The sequence below is a fragment of the Parvibaculum sp. genome (genome assembly GCF_040882025.1).
In the GTDB taxonomy this organism is placed as follows: domain Bacteria; phylum Pseudomonadota; class Alphaproteobacteria; order Parvibaculales; family Parvibaculaceae; genus Parvibaculum.
Window position 1 is genome coordinate 1 of sequence record NZ_JBBECC010000153.1, and the last position, 17,175, is coordinate 17,175.

Annotated in this window: 14 protein-coding genes; 5 read left to right on the top strand and 9 right to left on the bottom strand. The window is 64.0% G+C overall.

Annotated features, from left to right (window positions below; genetic code table 11):
• On the bottom strand, positions 1 to 265 hold a 265-nt coding region (locus WEB61_RS11195; protein ID WP_368064419.1), incomplete at its 3' end, for an enoyl-CoA hydratase-related protein.
• An 84-nt stretch (positions 266 to 349) separates the two neighbouring features.
• Complete coding sequence (locus tag WEB61_RS11200; protein ID WP_368064420.1) at positions 350 to 961, bottom strand: hypothetical protein; 612 nt, start codon at positions 959 to 961, stop codon at positions 350 to 352.
• Between WEB61_RS11200 and acnA the strand changes: the two genes are divergently transcribed.
• Together acnA and WEB61_RS11210 are read left to right on the top strand one after the other, a co-directional pair.
• Entirely contained in the window at positions 852 to 3,683 is a 2,832-nt protein-coding gene (gene acnA, locus WEB61_RS11205) for an aconitate hydratase AcnA (protein ID WP_368064421.1), read from the top strand. The two genes, WEB61_RS11200 and acnA, sit on opposite strands and share 110 nt — an antisense overlap.
• A 120-nt stretch (positions 3,684 to 3,803) precedes the next feature.
• Complete coding sequence (locus WEB61_RS11210) at positions 3,804 to 4,544, top strand: DUF1223 domain-containing protein (protein ID WP_368064422.1); 741 nt, start codon at positions 3,804 to 3,806, stop codon at positions 4,542 to 4,544.
• On the opposite strand, the gene WEB61_RS11215 is transcribed toward WEB61_RS11210, so the two are convergent.
• The 4 genes from WEB61_RS11215 to WEB61_RS11230 are packed head-to-tail and all read right to left on the bottom strand — an operon-like array spanning position 4,541 to position 9,329.
• Entirely contained in the window at positions 4,541 to 5,653 is a 1,113-nt protein-coding gene (locus WEB61_RS11215) for a DUF4340 domain-containing protein (RefSeq protein ID WP_368064423.1), read from the bottom strand. The genes WEB61_RS11210 and WEB61_RS11215 overlap by 4 nt on opposite strands.
• 4 nt (positions 5,654 to 5,657) lie before the next feature.
• The gene (locus WEB61_RS11220; RefSeq protein WP_368064424.1) at positions 5,658 to 7,607 is read right to left on the bottom strand and encodes a GldG family protein; all 1,950 of its coding nucleotides are present in this window, start codon (positions 7,605 to 7,607) and stop codon (positions 5,658 to 5,660) included.
• A 13-nt stretch (positions 7,608 to 7,620) separates the two neighbouring features.
• On the bottom strand, positions 7,621 to 8,355 hold the full coding sequence (locus tag WEB61_RS11225; RefSeq protein ID WP_368064425.1) for an ABC transporter permease subunit: 735 nt from the start codon (positions 8,353 to 8,355) through the stop codon (positions 7,621 to 7,623).
• Positions 8,352 to 9,329 carry an ATP-binding cassette domain-containing protein gene (locus WEB61_RS11230; RefSeq protein WP_368064426.1) on the bottom strand — a complete coding sequence of 326 codons (978 nt, stop codon included), beginning with the start codon at positions 9,327 to 9,329 and terminating at the stop codon, positions 8,352 to 8,354. The genes WEB61_RS11225 and WEB61_RS11230 overlap by 4 nt, the downstream gene beginning before the upstream one ends.
• Before the next feature lie 577 nt (positions 9,330 to 9,906).
• Here WEB61_RS11230 and WEB61_RS11235 point away from each other — a divergent pair.
• Complete coding sequence (locus WEB61_RS11235; RefSeq protein WP_368064427.1) at positions 9,907 to 10,311, top strand: DUF2794 domain-containing protein; 405 nt, start codon at positions 9,907 to 9,909, stop codon at positions 10,309 to 10,311.
• Positions 10,312 to 10,383: 72 nt separating this feature from the next.
• Here the strand turns inward: WEB61_RS11235 and WEB61_RS11240 are convergent, their stop codons facing one another.
• The 3 genes from WEB61_RS11240 to WEB61_RS11250 all read right to left on the bottom strand — a co-directional run bounded on the left by WEB61_RS11240 (position 10,384) and on the right by WEB61_RS11250 (position 14,977).
• Positions 10,384 to 11,142, bottom strand: coding sequence for a Bax inhibitor-1/YccA family protein (locus WEB61_RS11240; RefSeq protein WP_368064428.1), 759 nt, complete (start codon positions 11,140 to 11,142; stop codon positions 10,384 to 10,386).
• 345 nt (positions 11,143 to 11,487) lie between these two features.
• Positions 11,488 to 14,052, bottom strand: a complete 2,565-nt coding sequence (locus tag WEB61_RS11245) for an ABC transporter permease (RefSeq protein ID WP_368064429.1) — start codon at positions 14,050 to 14,052, stop codon at positions 11,488 to 11,490.
• A 229-nt stretch (positions 14,053 to 14,281) separates the two neighbouring features.
• Complete coding sequence (locus WEB61_RS11250; RefSeq protein WP_368064430.1) at positions 14,282 to 14,977, bottom strand: ABC transporter ATP-binding protein; 696 nt, start codon at positions 14,975 to 14,977, stop codon at positions 14,282 to 14,284.
• An 89-nt stretch (positions 14,978 to 15,066) separates the two neighbouring features.
• Here WEB61_RS11250 and WEB61_RS11255 point away from each other — a divergent pair, with 89 nt between their 5' ends.
• The gene (locus WEB61_RS11255) at positions 15,067 to 15,786 is read left to right on the top strand and encodes an arylesterase (RefSeq protein WP_368064431.1); all 720 of its coding nucleotides are present in this window, start codon (positions 15,067 to 15,069) and stop codon (positions 15,784 to 15,786) included.
• 248 nt (positions 15,787 to 16,034) lie between these two features.
• Positions 16,035 to 17,075, top strand: a complete 1,041-nt coding sequence (locus WEB61_RS11260; RefSeq protein ID WP_368064432.1) for an aldo/keto reductase — start codon at positions 16,035 to 16,037, stop codon at positions 17,073 to 17,075.
• Positions 17,076 to 17,175 lie beyond the last annotated feature (100 nt).

Here is a 17,175-nt window from a genome sequence, read left to right on the forward strand (position 1 = left end):
CAAGCCGGTCGAAATCGGCGCCCGTCGCCGGCGGCACGATACGATTGCCACCGCCCGCCCCGACCGCCTTGAGGTCGGCGCCGGCGCAGAAGGTTTCCTCCGCGCCGCAGAACACGGCGGCAAGCGCCGCCTCGTCCTGCTCGAAATCGAGAAAGGCGGCGGCGAGCGCATTGGCCGCCGCGCGATCGACCGCATTCTTCGCTTGCGGACGGTTGAGGATCACGGTCGTGACGGGACCGTTTTTTTCGACGAGAACCTCTGCCACGCACTTCCTCCCGCTGCTCTGGTGCAATGCCGATTATCAAGGCTTAAGCGCAGGGCCGAGCATGGTCAATCCGCGCGAAAGCCATTATAGTCCGCCGCGACAAGCATATAGGTTCCAGACACAAAAGCGGCGGCGAAATCGGGTTTTGACGCGCGCGCGGTTTTCTCGCGCGGGCAGCGCCATCGCCCCCTCCCCTTTTCCCACTGGAGCCGCGCAGCATCGAGGACCAATAGAGATGGCGACGAAGAAGGCCCCCGCGAAATCCGGCAAATCCCCCAAGGCGAAAGCAAAGGCGAAGAAGAAAGCGCCGGCGAAGAAGCCTGTGAAGAAGACGGCCGCCAAAAAGGCAGCCACGAAGAAAGCAGCACCGAAAAAGGCCGCGCCGAAAAAGGCAGCAGCAAAAAAGACCGCCCCAAAGAAAGCCAAAGCCGCGCCGAAGAAAAAATCGGCCCCCAAAAAAGCCGCGCCGAAAAAGACCGCGAAAAAAGCCGTCAAGACCGCGCGCAAGGCAGTGAAGAAAGCCGCGCCCGCCGCACGGAAGCTGGCGCAGAAGGCAAAGCGCGCGACCAAGAAGACCGTGAAGAAGGTGACGCCGAAAAAGAAGGCAGCGCCGAAGAAGAAAGCGGCGGCAAAAGCCGCGCCGGCGAGGAAGCCCGCGCCGAAGAAAGCTGCGCCGAAAAAGAAGGTCGCCGCCAAGGCGAAGCCGGCAAAGAAAGCGACGCCGAAAAAGACGGCAGCGAAGGCGCCCGGCAACAGCTTCGGCGCCCGCCGGACGCTGAAGGTCGGCAAGCGCAGCTACACTTATTTCAGCCTGCCGCACGCCGAGAAGAACGGCCTCGACGGCATTACGCGCCTGCCTTTCTCGATGAAAGTGCTGCTTGAAAACCTGCTGCGCTTCGAGGACGGCCGCACCGTGACGGCCGACGACATCACGGCGGTCAAGACCTGGCTCAAGACCCGCACCTCCGATCGCGAAATCGCCTATCGCCCGGCCCGCGTGCTGATGCAGGATTTCACCGGCGTGCCGGCGGTGGTCGATCTCGCGGCGATGCGCGATGCGGTGAAGAGCCTCGGCGGCGACCCGAAGAAGATCAATCCGTTGGTGCCGGTCGATCTCGTGATCGACCATTCGGTGATGGTCGACAAATTTGGCACACAGACCGCCTTCAAGGAAAACACCGACATCGAATACACGCGCAACCGCGAACGCTATGAGTTCCTGCGCTGGGGCTCCAAGGCCTTCGACAATTTCCGCGTCGTGCCGCCGGGAACCGGAATCTGCCACCAGGTCAATCTCGAATATCTGGCGCAGACCGTCTGGACGAAGAAAGACGGCAAGGAAGAGATCGCCTATCCCGACACCTGTGTCGGCACCGACAGCCACACGACGATGGTCAACGGCCTCGCCGTTCTCGGCTGGGGCGTTGGCGGCATCGAGGCGGAAGCCGCGATGCTCGGCCAGCCGGTCTCGATGCTCATTCCCGAAGTCATCGGCTTCCGTCTGACCGGCAAGCTCAATGACGGCGTCACCGCCACCGACATGGTGCTGACGGTCACCGAAATGCTGCGCAAGAAGGGCGTCGTCGGCAAGTTCGTCGAATATTACGGACCCGGCCTCGACCATCTCGCGCTCGAGGACCGCGCCACCATCGCCAACATGGCGCCCGAATACGGCGCCACCTGCGGCTTCTTCCCGGTCGACATTGAAACGCTGAAATATCTCCGCGCCACGGGACGCCCCGAGGAACGCGTCGCGCTGGTCGAGGCCTACGCGAAGGCGCAAGGCATGTTCCGCGAAAAGGGCATGCCCGAACCCATCTTCACCGACACGCTGGCGCTCGACCTTTCGACCGTCGTGCCGAGCCTTGCCGGCCCGAAACGGCCGCAGGACCGCGTCTCGCTGACCGATGTCAAGGCGAACTTCCTCGGCGCGCTTGGCGGCGAGTTCGGCAAGCCCGGCCAGTCGAAGGCGCGTGTGCCCGTCGAAGGCCGGGATTTCGACATCGGCCATGGCGACGTCGTGATCGCCGCCATCACCTCCTGCACCAACACCTCCAATCCGAGCGTGCTGGTCGCGGCCGGCCTCGTCGCCCGCAATGCGCGCAAGAAGGGCCTCAAGGTAAAGCCGTGGGTGAAGACCTCATTGGCGCCCGGCTCGCAGGTCGTCACCGACTACCTCACCAAGTCCGGCCTGCAGGAAGACCTTAACGCCATGGGCTTCAACCTCGTCGGCTATGGCTGCACCACCTGCATCGGCAATTCCGGGCCGCTGCCCCTCGAGATCAGCCAGGCGATCGCCACGCATGATCTGGTGGCGGCATCCGTGCTCTCCGGCAATCGCAATTTCGAGGGCCGCGTCTCACCGGATGTGAAGGCGAACTATCTCGCTTCGCCGCCGCTGGTCGTCGCCTATGCGCTGGCCGGCTCGACGCAAATCGACCTGACGACCGAGCCGCTGGGCATCGGCTCGGACGGACGGCCGGTCTATCTGAAAGACATCTGGCCTTCCGCCAAGGATGTCGCCGAAACGGTGCGCACCTGCGTAACCCGCGCGATGTTCCGCAAGCGCTACGCCAATGTCTTCGACGGCGACGCCAACTGGCAAAGCATCAAGGTGACGGGCGGCCTGACCTATGACTGGGACGGCAACTCGACCTATGTGCAGAACCCGCCCTACTTCGTCGGTCTGCAGCCAAAGCCGTCGGCCCTTTCCGATGTGGCGGATGCCCGTATTCTCGGCCTCTTCGCCGACTCGATTACGACCGACCACATCTCGCCCGCCGGCAACATCAAGGCGAAGAGCCCGGCCGGCGCCTACCTCAATTCCAAGCAGGTCGGCGCGCAGGACTTCAACTCCTACGGTGCGCGGCGCGGCAATCACGAAGTGATGATGCGCGGCACCTTCGCCAATATCCGCATCAAGAACCAGATGCTGAAAGGCATCGAAGGCGGGCTGACCAAGCTCCAGCCCGAAGGCGTCGAAATGCCGATCTATGATGCGGCAATGGAATACAAGCGCCGCGGCGTGCCGCTCGTCATCTTCGCCGGCAAGGAATACGGCACAGGCTCGAGCCGCGACTGGGCAGCGAAAGGCACGATGCTTCTCGGCGTCAAGGCCGTGATCGCCCAGAGCTTCGAGCGCATCCACCGCTCGAACCTGGTTGGCATGGGCGTCGCGCCGCTGCAGTTCCTCGGCGACATGAGCTGGCAGTCGCTCGGCCTCGACGGCTCGGAAACCGTGTCGATCGAGGGCCTCGCGCATATCAAGCCACGCACCAAGGTGAAGGCGGTCATCGCGTTCAAGGACGGTGCAAAGCAGGAAATCGAACTTCTCTGCCGCATCGATACGCAGGACGAAGTCGAGTACTACGAGAACGGCGGTATCCTGCCTTACGTATTGCGGAATCTCGCCGCCTGAGCAGCGGAATGCGTAGCGAAAGGGGCGCTCTCCGGAGCGCCCTTTTTTCGTTCACCGCATCGTGACTCGCCTGTGTATGGGAGCCCAACCTATCTTCGGGATCGAAGGAGATTAAGCCCCATGCTGTTGCGTCTTTTCATGGCCGTCGCCCTTTGCTTCTCGCTCGCCCTTCCCGCCCACGCGGAACCGCGGCCGGTCGTCGTCGAACTTTTTACAAGCCAGGGCTGCTCCTCCTGCCCCAAGGCCGACGCCTATCTGCGCGAGCTGGCCACGCGCGACGACGTGATCGCCCTTTCATTCGCGATCGACTACTGGGATTTTCTCGGCTGGAAGGACACGCTGGCAAGCCCCGCTTTCACGAAGCGGCAGCGCGCCTATGCGAGAGCACTCGGACTTTCCGGCGTCTACACGCCGCAGATCGTGGTCGACGGTGTTGCCGAGGGCGTCGGCAGCCGCCGCGAAACGGTCGAAGAGCAGATCGCCCGTCAGCGCAGCAAAGAACTTCCGGTCGCCTTGCGCTTCTCCGATGACGGCGCGGCGTTGACGCTTCATGTCGGCGCGGGAGCAGCGCCCGACCGTGCGGCAACGCTGTGGCTCGTGCGCTATGCAAAGGAAGAAACGGTCGAAATCCGGCGCGGCGAAAATCGCGGCAAGACCATGACCTACACCCATGCGGTGCGCGGACTGATGCCGATCGGCATGTGGAAGGGAGACGCGACGACGGTCACGTTGCCAAAGACCGAGCTGCTGGTGCAAGGCCATGAGGGCTGCGTAGCGCTTTTGCAGATGCGCGACGGCGGACCCATTCTCGGCGCGGCGCGCATCGACCTTGTCGCCGCGGCTGATACGACAGCGCGCTAGAGATCGGCCGGCCCGGCTTCCCGCGTCAACAGATCCATCGTTTGCGTGAACTGGCCGCCAATATCCTGCGGCAGCTTGTAGACCCAGGCGCCAAGCCGCGCGTTGAGCCTGGCCGCCCGCGCCGCCGCGGCATCGGCATCGGCCCCCTCGGCCGCAAGCTCGGGATCGACTTGCGCCACAAATTTCGCCCATAGCGCGCCGCCCTGCCCGCCCATGCTCATGGTCAGGCGCATGCCGTCGAACGTATCGAAAAAGACCGTCGGCGCGTTTTCAGGCAGGTCGAGCGTATCGGCGGGGGCAACATCGTCGAAGCTCTTGCCGATGAACGCTGTTGCAACGCCGTTAACGACCGGCGCGCCGCGTGTCACCCGTCCCGCCGGAATGTTGACGATGGAAAAATCGCTCTCATCCTTCGAGGCGCGCTCAATGACGACCGGATTGTCGGTGCCGCCCCAAAGCGTTACGCGCGCGAGATCCTCGCGCGGAATGTCGACAAAGGCGGGATCGAGCCACTCGGCCACGGTCTTGAGAAGCGGCAGCCGTCCGCGCGCCAGCCAGGACTGATCCTCGCCGTCGCGCCGCACATAGATGAGACCTTCGCCCTGCACATCGACGGCGCGCTCGGGAACCTTGCCGACAAGCAGGCCGGCCATCCGCTCGTCGCCGCGAAAGAATTCGACCCTGACCGCCGATCCGATGTCTTCCGGCGGCAGCAAACCGAGATTGCGATGCCAGTCTGGATTTGCGGTGCGCGGCTCGTAGGCTTCCATGTCGCCCAGTCCGAGCAACGCCTTTTTGACGAGGTCGGGATCGACCGGATAGCCGCCACGCTCTTCCGCACCCCAGACGCCATCCGGGTTGCGCAGCATAACGACGCGGCTCACGCCCCCCATGCCCTTGCTCGACGTATAGACGATGCGGTCCACCTGATCGAGTTGCGTGTCGAGCCCGGCAAAGAGCGGGTGCGGCGCGAAACGTGCTTCGACGCTGCTGCGATCGGTGACGACCGCAATAGCCGCCGCAATGACGGCAATAACGGTTGCGAGCGCCAGCACCGCAAGGTTGCGCAGCGGACGGTTTTCCCAAAGCGATTGAAACGAAGCGGGCATGGGATCAGGCTCCCCTTTCCGCGCGCGCCTTGCGGCGGCGATAACGCAGGATCGCGGCGCCAAGCGCCACCACCGCGATCAAAAGAGGGATGAGCCCCACATTGACGAAGCGAAGCTGCGCACCCAACCCGTCGATCTCGCGGCGCAGATTACGCTGTACGTCGCGCAGCTTCTTGCGGCTGTCGAGAAGCTCGGCGCGGAAAGTCTGAATTTCGCTCTCGACATGCGCCTCGGCGGCGGCACCTTCCGGCATATCCGGTGCTCCCTGCGTCTGCAGCTGGGTCAGCCGTTTCTCGGTGTCGTCAATGCGCTGCTCAAGCGTTTCCTGTTCGGCAAGGAAACGCCGCTCGGCCGCACGCCGCAAATCGTCGACCACCGTGAAAGGCCGGTCGATCCGGGCCCGCGCGCGCAACGAGATCAATTCGTTCGATCCCATCAGATTGTCGATGGCCGAAACGATGAAGCTCGCATTGTCGGCAATCGGCTGCGCCACGCGCTCGCCGAGATAGGATTGCGTCTGGACCCAGAAACGATCATCGAAAATGTCGCTGTCGGCGAAAAGGATGATGTTCGCCTCGCCTTCCGACTGCGCCAGATGGGCGCCGGGCGCCGTCAACGACCGACGCGGAGCCGCCCCGTCTTCCTGCGCTTGAGATTCAGCCTCCGGCGGGCCGTCGAAAGCGCTGGTAACCGGGCCCGACAGCCGCGCGGCGATGACATAGCTCTCGCCCGAAGCCTCGAAGCGGCGCAACAGATCGTCGGGCCGGGGCCCCGATTTCACATAGTCGAGATCGTAGAGTTTCGCATCCTTGGAGGAGCGCACCAGCGGCGTAAAGCGCGTCGTCGCACCTTCCGCCGGCGCCAGCGCGCCGACCGTGCCGAGATTGAGGCGCATTACGTCGGCAGTGACAATGTCCTCTGCATCGACATTCTCGCGCGGAACGGCAAGCCAGATGACATAGTCGCTCTCCTGCCGGCGTGCATCGAGACCTGTCTGCACCCGCTGCGCGAGGCTGCGGTCGCCGACGATCCTGGTCGGATCGTAGGCAACGCCCCAGCTTTTCAACAGCGGTTCGAGATTGGAGGCCTCGGTATAGCCGCGCACCGGCTGGCCGTCGGGGCCGGCGGTGAGGCTCACCTCCGAATGCGGGTCGATGAAGGCCAGCACGCGGCCGCCGCGCATGACGAATTGATCGACCGCGTAGAGCGTAGCCGCATCGAGTTCGCGTGGATGCGCAATCATCAGGACATCGACCTTGCTCGGCACGACCTCGAACTGCTGCTCCAGATATTCGAGCTCGAAGCGGTTGCGAAGCTCTTCATAGATCATGAAAGGCAGCGATTCGCCGCGCATCGCCGACATCAAGCCGCCGGCACCCGTGTCGAGCGGCAGATTAGTGACGATACCGAGTACGGGACGCTCGGGACGGCTCAGATTCTGGATCATGCGCGCAATATCGTATTCGAGATACTGCTCGCGCTCGTCGGTAAAGAAGGGGATGGCTTCGAGCCCGTCGACCGAATTGGTTCCTACAAGGCCGAAATAGATGATATCGCCTTGCGCCGTCGGCGCGCCCTTGAGGCCGAGCGACATGGCGAGATCTTCCTGTTCGGAAAAAGGCTCGGGTTCGATCACTTCGAGAATCAAGCGGCCGTCGGACCGGTCGCGAACCTCTTCCAGGAGATCGCGCACATGGCTGGCATAGGTGCGAATGCGCGGGTAGTCGTTCGCAAGCCGCTCCGAATAGAAAAAGCGCAACGTGATCGGTTCCTCGATCTGCGCGACGACTTCGGCCGTCCCTTCAGACAACGTGTAGAGACTGTTCTCGGTGAGATCGATCCGCGCCGAGCGAAAGACGATATTCGAGAACAGATTGACGGCAAGGAACAGCACCGCGAGCAGCACCAGCATGACGATGCGGTAGGCCGAACGGCTGATCTGCTGATTGAACATGCCCGTCACCGCCTCAGCCCGCCTTCTTCATATCGACGACGATGCCGCAAGCGATCAGCCAGGCGCCGATCAGCGTCACAAAATAGACAATGTCGCGCAGATCGATGACGCCACGCGTGATGGCGTTGAAATGCGTCAGAAAGGAAAAGGAGGCGATCGTGTTGAGAACCTGTTGCGGCGCCCAGCCGGAGAAGAAGTCGATGACGATCGGAAGACCTGAAACGGTGAAAAGAAAACAGACTGCAACCGAGACGACAAAGGCGATCACCTGATTGCGCGTCACGGCCGAGAGACAGGAGCCGATGGCAAGATAGCCGCCGGCCATGAAGAAGCTGCCGAGATAGCCGGCCAGGATCACACCATTGTCGGGATCGCCCAAATAATTGACGGTCAGCCACATCGGAAAGGTCAGCGCCAGCGCGAGGCCCGCAAAAGCCCAGGCGGCAAGAAACTTGCCGAGCACCGCCGCCCAGAGCGGCACCGGCAGCGACAACAGAAGCTCGATCGAACCCGTGCGGCGTTCCTCCGCCCATAGACGCATCGATATCGCCGGGATCAGGAACAGATAGAGCCAGGGATGAAAGTTGAAAAAGATCGTGAGATCGGCCTGTCCGCTTTCGTAATAGCCGCCGAGATAGAAAGTGAAGGCGCCCATCGTGAAGAGGAAGATCACGATGAAAATGAAAGCGAGCGGCGTCGCGAAATAGCCGCCGAGTTCGCGGCGGAATACGGCAAGAAGCTCGTTCATGCCGCGTCCCTCTCGTCGACGGAGGCCGATGTGTCGGAACGCGTCAGACTGCGGAAGACCTCGTCGAGACGGCCCGGTTCGCCATAGAGCGCTCGCACCGGCCAGTTTTCCTCGCGTGCGAGCCGCGCCACCGCATCGACCAGCAGCGTATCGTTTTCGCGCGCGGCCGCCGGAAAGAGCGTGAAGGTCGTCTCGGCGCCGCGCGGCGCGATTTCGATGCTGCCGATGCCGGGCAGCGCCTTGAGTTTCTCGGCCATCTGCACCGTCGTCTGCCCGCCAAGCGTCAGCGAAACGGCATTGTGATAGCGCGAACGCGCCATCAGCGCCGCCGGCGTGCCGTCGGCAACGACCTGGCCGCGATCGATGATCAAGGCGCGGGTGCAGATCGCATCGACCTCTTCGAGAATATGCGTCGAAATGACGATCGCCTTCTCCGCCGACATCCGGCCGATCAGCTTGCGCACTTCGAATTTCTGATTGGGATCAAGACCATCGGTCGGTTCGTCCATGATGAGAACGGGCGGATCGTGCAGGATCGACTGCGCGAGACCGACACGGCGGCGAAACCCTTTCGACAGCGTGTCGATCGGCTGGTCGAGCACCGCGCCAAGCTCGGTCGCCTCGACCGCGCGGTCGATGGCGCGCAAGGCTTCCGCGCCCGAAAGGCGGCGCACACGCGCGATAAAACGCAGGAATCCGCGGGGCGTCATGTCGCCATAGGCCGGCGCGCCTTCCGGCAGATAGCCGATGGTGCGCTGCGCGGCCAGCGTGTCCGTCACGATGTCGTGGCCACAGATGCGCGCGCTGCCGGCGCTCGGCGCGAGAAAGCCCGTGATCATTTTCATGGTGGTGGATTTGCCGGCGCCGTTGGGCCCGAGAAAGCCCAGAACTTCGCCGCGCGCGACCGAAAAACCGATGCCGTCGACCGCCGTGAACGGCCCGAAATGCTTGGTCAGACCGTCAATGACGATCATCGCCTCACCGCCGGCGGAAGCACCTGTTGGAGCCGTTTCCATATTCGACCGGACGATGACGCCTCTCCCCGAAAGCCTTGCTTGTGCGGCGCCTCTCCCCAAAGGGGCAGCCTGCCTCCCTCGCAGGCAGTCTGTGTAGGACAGGCCGCCAACCCCTTCAAGTGAAAGATGTTTCATTTTCAGGGCCGGGCAGCACCCCGACAAAAGCTTGCCGCCCGGGAGGGGACCCGGGCGGCTGGAGCTTTCGCTCTTGGGACGTTTCGTTGCGCTCAAGTCCCCCCGGGGGGCGGGGGAAGGGATGACCCGGTTCCCCCAATCTATCCCGGTGGGGCTGGGGGGCTGATGAAACCGGAACGTCGCAAGGAACCGGGTCAATGAGGCAACGGTGCTAATCTGACGGGGCAGTGTGTCGCCGCAAGGGCTGAAAAAAGGCAATATTGTGGTTTCAGAATATTTCTTCGGGGCCGCAAAAACCGAGGCGGACAGCCGGAAACACAACAATCGGATGACGCTGCCGCCCGGCCTGTGCCATGCTGAAGTTCGCAAAGGCCCGCTCACTGGAGGATCGGCCGCCCGCATGACCGACAGCGTCGATTACGAGCCCCGGAGGGGCGAGACGGAAAGCGGGCTGACGCTGGTGAGGCCGGATGCCGCCGCAATACAGAGGCGGTTGCGCGAGGCTGAAGTCTTTTTCACCCGGATCGAACTCGATGCGATCCTCTCCGTCTATGGACGGAAAGTGGCCGAAGGCGAGTGGCGCGACTACGCGATGGGCGGTTTCCGCGAGGTCGCGATCTTCTCGGTCTTCCGCAGGGCCAGCGAAATGCCGCTCTACCGCATCGAAAAACGGCCGAAGCTGGCCAGAAAACAGGGCGCCTATGCGGTAGTGGCGGCGACCGGCTTGATCCTGAAACGCGGCCACGACCTGAAACAGGTGCTGAAGGTTTTCGACAGGCGCGCCTTGAGGCTGGTCGACGCCTGACGCCCCGAAGGCCCAGACGAAAAGCCCCGGCATCGCTGCCGGGGCTTTGTTTTTTGCTGCTGTTTCAGCGCTTTAGCTGCGCTGGCTGCCGAGGAATTGCAGCAGGAACATGAACATGTTGATGAAGTCGAGATAGAGCGAAAGCGCACCCATCACGGCCTTCTTGCCGGCGGCAGCGACGCTGTCGCCTTCGTAATACATGCCCTTGATGCGCTGGGTGTCGTAGGCGGTGAGGCCCGCGAAGACCAGAACGCCGATCACCGAGATCGCGAACTGCAGCGCCGAACTTTGCAGGAAGAGGTTGACGACCATCGCGATGATGACGCCGATGAGACCCATGAAAAGGAACGAGCCCATGCCGGTCAGATCGCGTTTTGTCGTGTAGCCGTAAAGGCTTAGCGAGCCGAAGGCGGCCGCCGTCACGAAGAAGGTCGTGGTGATGCTCTCGCCTGTGTAGATGAGGAAGATCGACGACAGCGACAGGCCCATCACGCCCGCAAAGGCCCAGAAAAGGAGCTGCGTGGCCGAAAGGCTGAGTTTCTGGATACCGAAACTCAGTACAAGGATGAAACCGAGCGGCGCCAGCATGACGACCCATTTGAGCGGGCTCGCATAGATCGCCTGACCGAAGGCGCTGAAGGCCAGACCCGCCGGCGTTTCGACGACGGCGGCGTTATAGGCGAGCATTGCGACAAGGCCGGTGAGGGCCAGCGCGCCCGCCATGTAGTTGTAAACACTGAGCATATAGCTCCGAAGGCCCTGGTCGACCGCCATATCGCCGCGCCGACCGAGCTCAACCTGATGGAGCCGTTCCTGATCGTAATTCGCCATGTATCTGCACCCTCCTGAGTGTGCTTGTTCTCAATATCGGCTGGCCCTTGCGGGAATTCAAGCGAAACCGGGGGCTTATCGTGAAGATTGCGCAACGCTTTCCAAGGCTTAGCCGGAAATCGACAGACAGCGCCGCCGGCAGCGGACCCCCCCTCTGTCACGAAACTGTCAAAAAACTGTCACAAAAGGTCCGGGCGCCACTTTATCTCCGCCGGCGGCATGACTTCTCCCCGGGGCTTATCCCCGATTTGTCCATGACTTGTCGCCGGGGGAGCGCAACGCTGCGCGGAGCGCGCGGCGAAAAAAACTTATCCCCGCTTGTCGGACCGCCACGCGAATCGCTCCTCAATCGGCCCGGAGCACCGGGGCTGCGGGAGCGGCGAGCGCGCGCCAGGTACCGAGGAGACCGAGCGCGACGGTGAGCGCCGCGGCGGCGATGACGGTGACGGCGAGCGTGCCGGGCAGGAAGCGCCAGGGCATCTCCATGACGAGGGTGATGACGGCAAAGGCCGCGAGCGATCCCGCCAGCGCCGCGACGAGCGCGGTCGCCAGACCGAGCAGCGCATATTCGCGCACATAGATGCCGAGAATGCGCGCCGTCGTCGCGCCCAGCACCTTGAGGACGACGGCGTCGCGGACGCGGGCCGAAAAGCCGGCCGCCATCGCGCCCGCCAGCACGAGGACGCCGGCCGCCAGCGTGACCGCCCCGGTGGCACGCACCGCCATCGCGAAATCCTCAAGCAGCTTGTTGACCGCCTGCAGCGCTTCCTTGACGCGAACGGAGGTAATGTTGGGGAAGCGCGCCGTGACCTCGCGCTCGAGCGCCTCCTCGGCCGCGTTGCCGCCCTCCATGGTGACGGTCGCCAGCACCGTGTGCGGCGCGGCCGACAAGGCCCCCGGCGAAAAGACCAGCACGAAATTGATGCCGAGCGAGGACCAGTCGATGGCGCGCGTATTGGCGATCGTCGCTTCCATTTCGCGACCGAGCACATTGACGGTGATGGTGTCGCCGATATCGACGCCGAAGCCGACGGCGAGATCCTCGCCGAAGGAAACGAGCGGCGGCCCCGAATAATCCTCCGGCCACCATGTCCCCCGGACGAGCGTCGAACCCGCCGGCATCGCCGCCGAATAGGTGATGCCGCGATCGCCCTGGAGCGCCCATTGCACATCGGAGGCAACCGTCAACTGGTCCGACGGCACGCCGTTGACCGAGGCGATCCGCCCCCGGAGCATCGGCACGCGGTTGAAGGAGGTGACGCCGGGACTGGCGGTGACGATTTCCTCCAGCCCGTCGATCTGGTCGGGCTGCACATCGACGAAAAAGAAGGCGGGCGCGCGATCCGGCATCTCGCCCATGATCTCGCCGGTGAGATTGCCGTTGATCAGCGACACGGTGACGAGAAGCGTGAGCCCGAGGCCGAGCGAGAGCACGATGGCCGGCGTCGGCGCGCCGGGCCGGTGGATATTGGCAAGCGCCAGACGCAGGCCCGGCGAACGGACGCGGGGCGCGCGCGCCGCCAGCGCCATGATGCCGCGCGCCGCGCCAAAGAGAACCATGAAGACGCCGGCGGCACCGCCGACGAAATAAAGCGCGAAGAGCGGTTCCTCGGCCAGCGCGACCGCCATGCCGGTCAGCGCAAGAAGCGCCGCCGCCGTTGCCGCGACATAAGGCGCGCGCGGGAAGCGCCGCACCGGCGCGACGAGATCGCGGAAAAGGCTCGTTGCCGGTATCTCGCGGGCGCGCGCCAGCGGCCAGATCGCGAAGGCAAGCGCCGTCAGCACGCCATAGGCGGCGGCCAGCGCGAGCGGCCCCCCGTAAAGGCCGAGATCGGCCGGAATGGGGATCGCGGCCCCGGCGACGATTTCGACGATGAAGGGCGCCGCGCCGCCGATGACGAGACCGAGCGCGATGCCGATGGCGGCGAGCGCCATCACCTGCATCAGATAGAGCCGGAAGATCAGCGCGCCCGGCGCGCCGAGACATTTGAAGGTGGCGATGACCGTGCGCTTGCCGTCGAGATAGGATTTGACCGCATTGGCAACGCCGACGCCGCCGACGACGAGCGCTGTGAGGCCGACCAGCGACAGAAAGAGCGCCACGCGCTCGACGAAGCGCCTGACGCCCGGCGCGCTGTCGCCGCGATCCTGCACGCGCCAGCCGGCATCGGGGAAACGTTCGTTGAGGTCGGCGACCCAGGCGGCAATGCCGGTTCCCGAGCGCTGCGCCTCCGGCAACCGCACCCGGTAGTGGAAATTGACGAGGCTGCCCGGCTGCACCAGCGCCGTCGTCTCAAGCGCTCCCATCGCGATCATCGCGCGGGGCCCGAGCGCGAAACCGTCGGAGACGCGGTCGGGCTCGCGCGCGATCGCCGCACGCAACTGAAGCTCGGCCTCGCCGATACGCACAATGTCGCCGACCGCAATGCCGAGACGCGTCAGGAGATTGGGTTCGACGACAAGGCCCCAGCGGCCGTCGCGAAAGGCAAGCGCCGCGGCCAGGTCCAGATCGGGGGCGAGTTCCATTGCGCCATAAAGCGGATAGACATTGTCGACCGCTTTCAGCTCGACCAGCGTTTGCCCGCGCGCGTCGCCATTATTGTTGCCAACACTGCGCGCCATCGCCCGCATTTCGGCGGCGACCGAAACCGCATTGCCGTCGGATATGAAGGAAAGCTCCGCCGCCGTCGTTGCCCGGTGGATCAGGCGAATGGCGACATCGCCGCCGAGAATTTCCTGGCCGCCTTCGGCAAGCCCCCGCGTCAGCGCCGCCGAGACCGAACCGACGCCGGCAATGGCCGCGACGCCGAGCGCGAGACAGGCGATGAAAACGCGGAACCCCTTGAGGCCGCCGCGCAACTCGCGCCGCGCCAGGCGGGCGGCAAGGAGGAAGGAGGCGGCGTTGTTCATGCGTGCGCTTTCCATGTCGCCCCACCCTCCCCCTGTGGGAGGGTCGAAATTTTTCGAGCATCGCGAGAGAAATTTCGGGGAGGGGTAAGCGAGGGATTTCGGCGCATAATCGATATCCCGTTCATTGCCGGAAGCGGAGTCCCCCTCCCCAAACGGCTTTCAGCCGTTTGACCCTCCCACAGGGGGAGGGTGGAAGTTGCATTTCCATCCGCACACAAACCATCGACCCTCATGCGGCCACTCCCGCCTCGACGCTTTCGACGAGACCGTCGCGCAGGCGGATGACGCGGTCGCAGCGCGCGGCCAGCGCTTCGTCATGGGTGATCAGGATCAGCGTCGTACCCTTGCGCGTATGAAGATCGAACATCAGCGAAATGATCTCGGCGCCGGTCGCCTGATCGAGATTGCCGGTCGGCTCGTCGGCGAGCAGGATTTCGGGATCGCCCGCGACCGCGCGGGCAAGCGCCACGCGCTGCTGCTCGCCACCCGAAAGCTGGCCCGGATAATGCGTCAGGCGGTGGCCGAGGCCGACAAGGCGAAGCTCTTCCTCGGCGCGCGCGAAGGCATCGGCCCGGCCGGCGAATTCGAGCGGGATCGCGACATTCTCGAGCGCCGTCATGGTGGGGATCAGGTGGAAGGACTGGAAGACGATGCCGACGCGGTCGCGGCGGAAGCGCGCCAGCGCATCCTCGCCGAGCGCGGTGAGGTTCTCGCCCGCCGCGACGATGCGGCCCGAGCTCGGCCGCTCGAGACCCGCCAGCACCATCAGCAACGTCGACTTGCCGGAACCGGAGGGGCCGACGAGACCCGCCGCCTCGCCGCGCGCGATCGCGAGATCGATGCCGCGCAGGATATTGACCGGACCGGCGGCACTGGGCAGGGTCAGCGTGACGGCGTCGAGTTCGATGATGTTGCTGTTGGGCAAGGGGGCCTGGCTCTCTATATGGTGAGGCGGGGGACAGCGAACGGCCAAGCGCAGGCCGGAACGGCGACGGGAAAGAAAGACACGCGACGATGCGATATGGGCGATATGGCTTTTCGATACGTTATTGCAAGTTCCTGCCGGCGCTTCTGCTGATCGCGGCGCTTGCCGCCGCACCCGTGACGGCCAGGGCCGCCGACCGCGACCCGGCCGCCCCCGTCAGCGTCGGCACCTCCCTTATAACCATTGTGGCGCTGGGAGACAGCCTGATGGCGGGCTATCTGCTGGGGCCGGACGAGGATTTCGCGAGCCAGCTCGAGGCCGCGCTCAAGGAAGCCGGTCACGACAATGTGAAGATCGCCAATGCCGGCGTTTCGGGCGACACGAGTTCGGGCGGCCTTGCGCGCCTCGACTGGGCGGTCGGGCCGGATGCCGATGCGGTGATCCTCGGGCTCGGCGCCAATGACGCGCTGCGCGCCCTCAATCCGGCCATCACGCGCCGGAACCTCGATGAAATCGCGACGCGGCTGAAGGCGCGCGGCCTTCCCGTTCTGCTGGCGGGCATGTATGCCCCGCCCAATCTCGGCGCCGAATATGGCGGGGCCTTCAATCCGATCTATCCGGAACTGGCCGAAACGCATGGCCTGATTCTCTATCCCTTCTTTCTCGACGGCGTCGCGGGCGAGCGCGCCCTCAATCTCGGCGACGGCATTCATCCGACGGCGGAAGGTATCGGGATCATCGTCGGACGGATTTTGCCGAAGGTGGAAGAGCTGATCGCGGCGGTGAAGAACGGGGACGCCGTCAATTGAAGGGGAGTGGCTGCGGCTCTCTCTGCATCGTCATTGCGAGCCCACGGGTATCGCCTTTGGCGATCCCGAGGACAGGCTCCGCGAAGCAACCCAGAAGCCGCAAGCACAGCGCCTGCCGCTTCTGGGTTGCTTCGTCGCTGCGCTCCTCGCAATGACGAATACGGGGTGGAGCACGAAACAAACGCAAGCGTGACTCATGCCGGGCCGCGCCTGTATAAATCACCAGCACAAAATCGACGGGGGACGGCATGGACTATCGCACGCTCGGGCGCACCGACATCAAGGTGAGCGCGATCTGTCTCGGCACCATGACATGGGGCCAGCAGAACACGGAAAGTGAAGGCCACGCGCAGATGGATTATGCGCTCGCCGAAGGCATCAATTTTTTCGATACGTCCGAAATGTATGCCGTGCCGCCGAAACCGGAAACGCAGGGCTCGACCGAACGGATCATCGGTTCGTGGTTCAAGGCGCGCGGCAACCGCGACAAGGTGATCCTCGCCACCAAGGCCGCCGGCCGCAGCCCGATGACCTGGCTGCGCGACGGCGGAAAAGGCACCGAGCAGAGCCGCGCCCAGCTCGAGGAGGCGGTCGACAAGAGCCTCAAACGTCTTGAGACGGATTATATCGACCTCTACCAGCTTCACTGGCCCGACCGGCCGATCAATCTCTTCGGCGGCCTCGGCTACAGGCATATCGAGGGCGAGAGCCATCCGATCGAGAAAATCCTCGAAGCGCTCGAGGGTATCGTCAAGTCGGGCAAGGTGCGCCATATCGGCCTTTCGAACGAAACGCCCTGGGGGACGATGAGTTTCCTCCATCACGCGCAGATGAAGGACCTGCCGCGCGTGCAGTCGATCCAGAATGCCTACAATCTCATCAACCGCACCTTCGAGCTTGGCGGTTCCGAGATCGCCCATCGCGACCAGGTGGGGCTGCTCGCCTATTCGCCGCTGGCGCAGGGCTATCTGACCGGCAAATACCAGAACGGCGCGCTGCCCGAAGGATCGCGCAAGGCGCTCTTCAACCGGCTGCAGCGCTACGAAAGCCCGCAGACCGACCGCGCCATCGAGAGCTATCTCGCGATTGCCAGGAAGCACGGGCTCGATCCCTCGCAAATGGCGAACCAGTTCGTGACGACACGGCCTTTCGTGACATCGAACATCATCGGCGCGACGACGATGGCGCAATTGAAGCTCGCGGTGACGAGCGTGGACGTGAAGTGGAGCGAGGAGCTGGAGAAGGACATCGAGGCGGTGCATCTTTCGCAGCCCAATCCGGCGCCTTGAGATGGTTTCTCTTCCACCCTCTTCTCCGTCATGGCCCGGCTTGTCCCACTGCTGTCCGGTTTAATTTTTCCGGGTCGATCCAAGGCTATGACTTTGCAAC

What these genes read in the sequence shown, in the direction of transcription:
- WEB61_RS11240 (WP_368064428.1), bottom strand. Translation starts at nt 11,142, where the DNA reads ATGGCGAATTACGATCAGGAACGGCTCCATCAGGTTGAGCTCGGTCGG.
- WEB61_RS11260 (WP_368064432.1), top strand. Translation starts at nt 16,035, where the DNA reads ATGGACTATCGCACGCTCGGGCGCACCGACATCAAGGTGAGCGCGATC.
- WEB61_RS11210 (WP_368064422.1), top strand. Translation starts at nt 3,804, where the DNA reads ATGCTGTTGCGTCTTTTCATGGCCGTCGCCCTTTGCTTCTCGCTCGCC.
- WEB61_RS11235 (WP_368064427.1), top strand. Translation starts at nt 9,907, where the DNA reads ATGACCGACAGCGTCGATTACGAGCCCCGGAGGGGCGAGACGGAAAGC.
- WEB61_RS11220 (WP_368064424.1), bottom strand. Translation starts at nt 7,607, where the DNA reads ATGTTCAATCAGCAGATCAGCCGTTCGGCCTACCGCATCGTCATGCTG.
- WEB61_RS11255 (WP_368064431.1), top strand. Translation starts at nt 15,067, where the DNA reads ATGCGATATGGGCGATATGGCTTTTCGATACGTTATTGCAAGTTCCTG.
- WEB61_RS11230 (WP_368064426.1), bottom strand. Translation starts at nt 9,329, where the DNA reads ATGATCGTCATTGACGGTCTGACCAAGCATTTCGGGCCGTTCACGGCG.
- WEB61_RS11245 (WP_368064429.1), bottom strand. Translation starts at nt 14,052, where the DNA reads ATGAACAACGCCGCCTCCTTCCTCCTTGCCGCCCGCCTGGCGCGGCGC.
- WEB61_RS11215 (WP_368064423.1), bottom strand. Translation starts at nt 5,653, where the DNA reads ATGCCCGCTTCGTTTCAATCGCTTTGGGAAAACCGTCCGCTGCGCAAC.
- WEB61_RS11225 (WP_368064425.1), bottom strand. Translation starts at nt 8,355, where the DNA reads ATGAACGAGCTTCTTGCCGTATTCCGCCGCGAACTCGGCGGCTATTTC.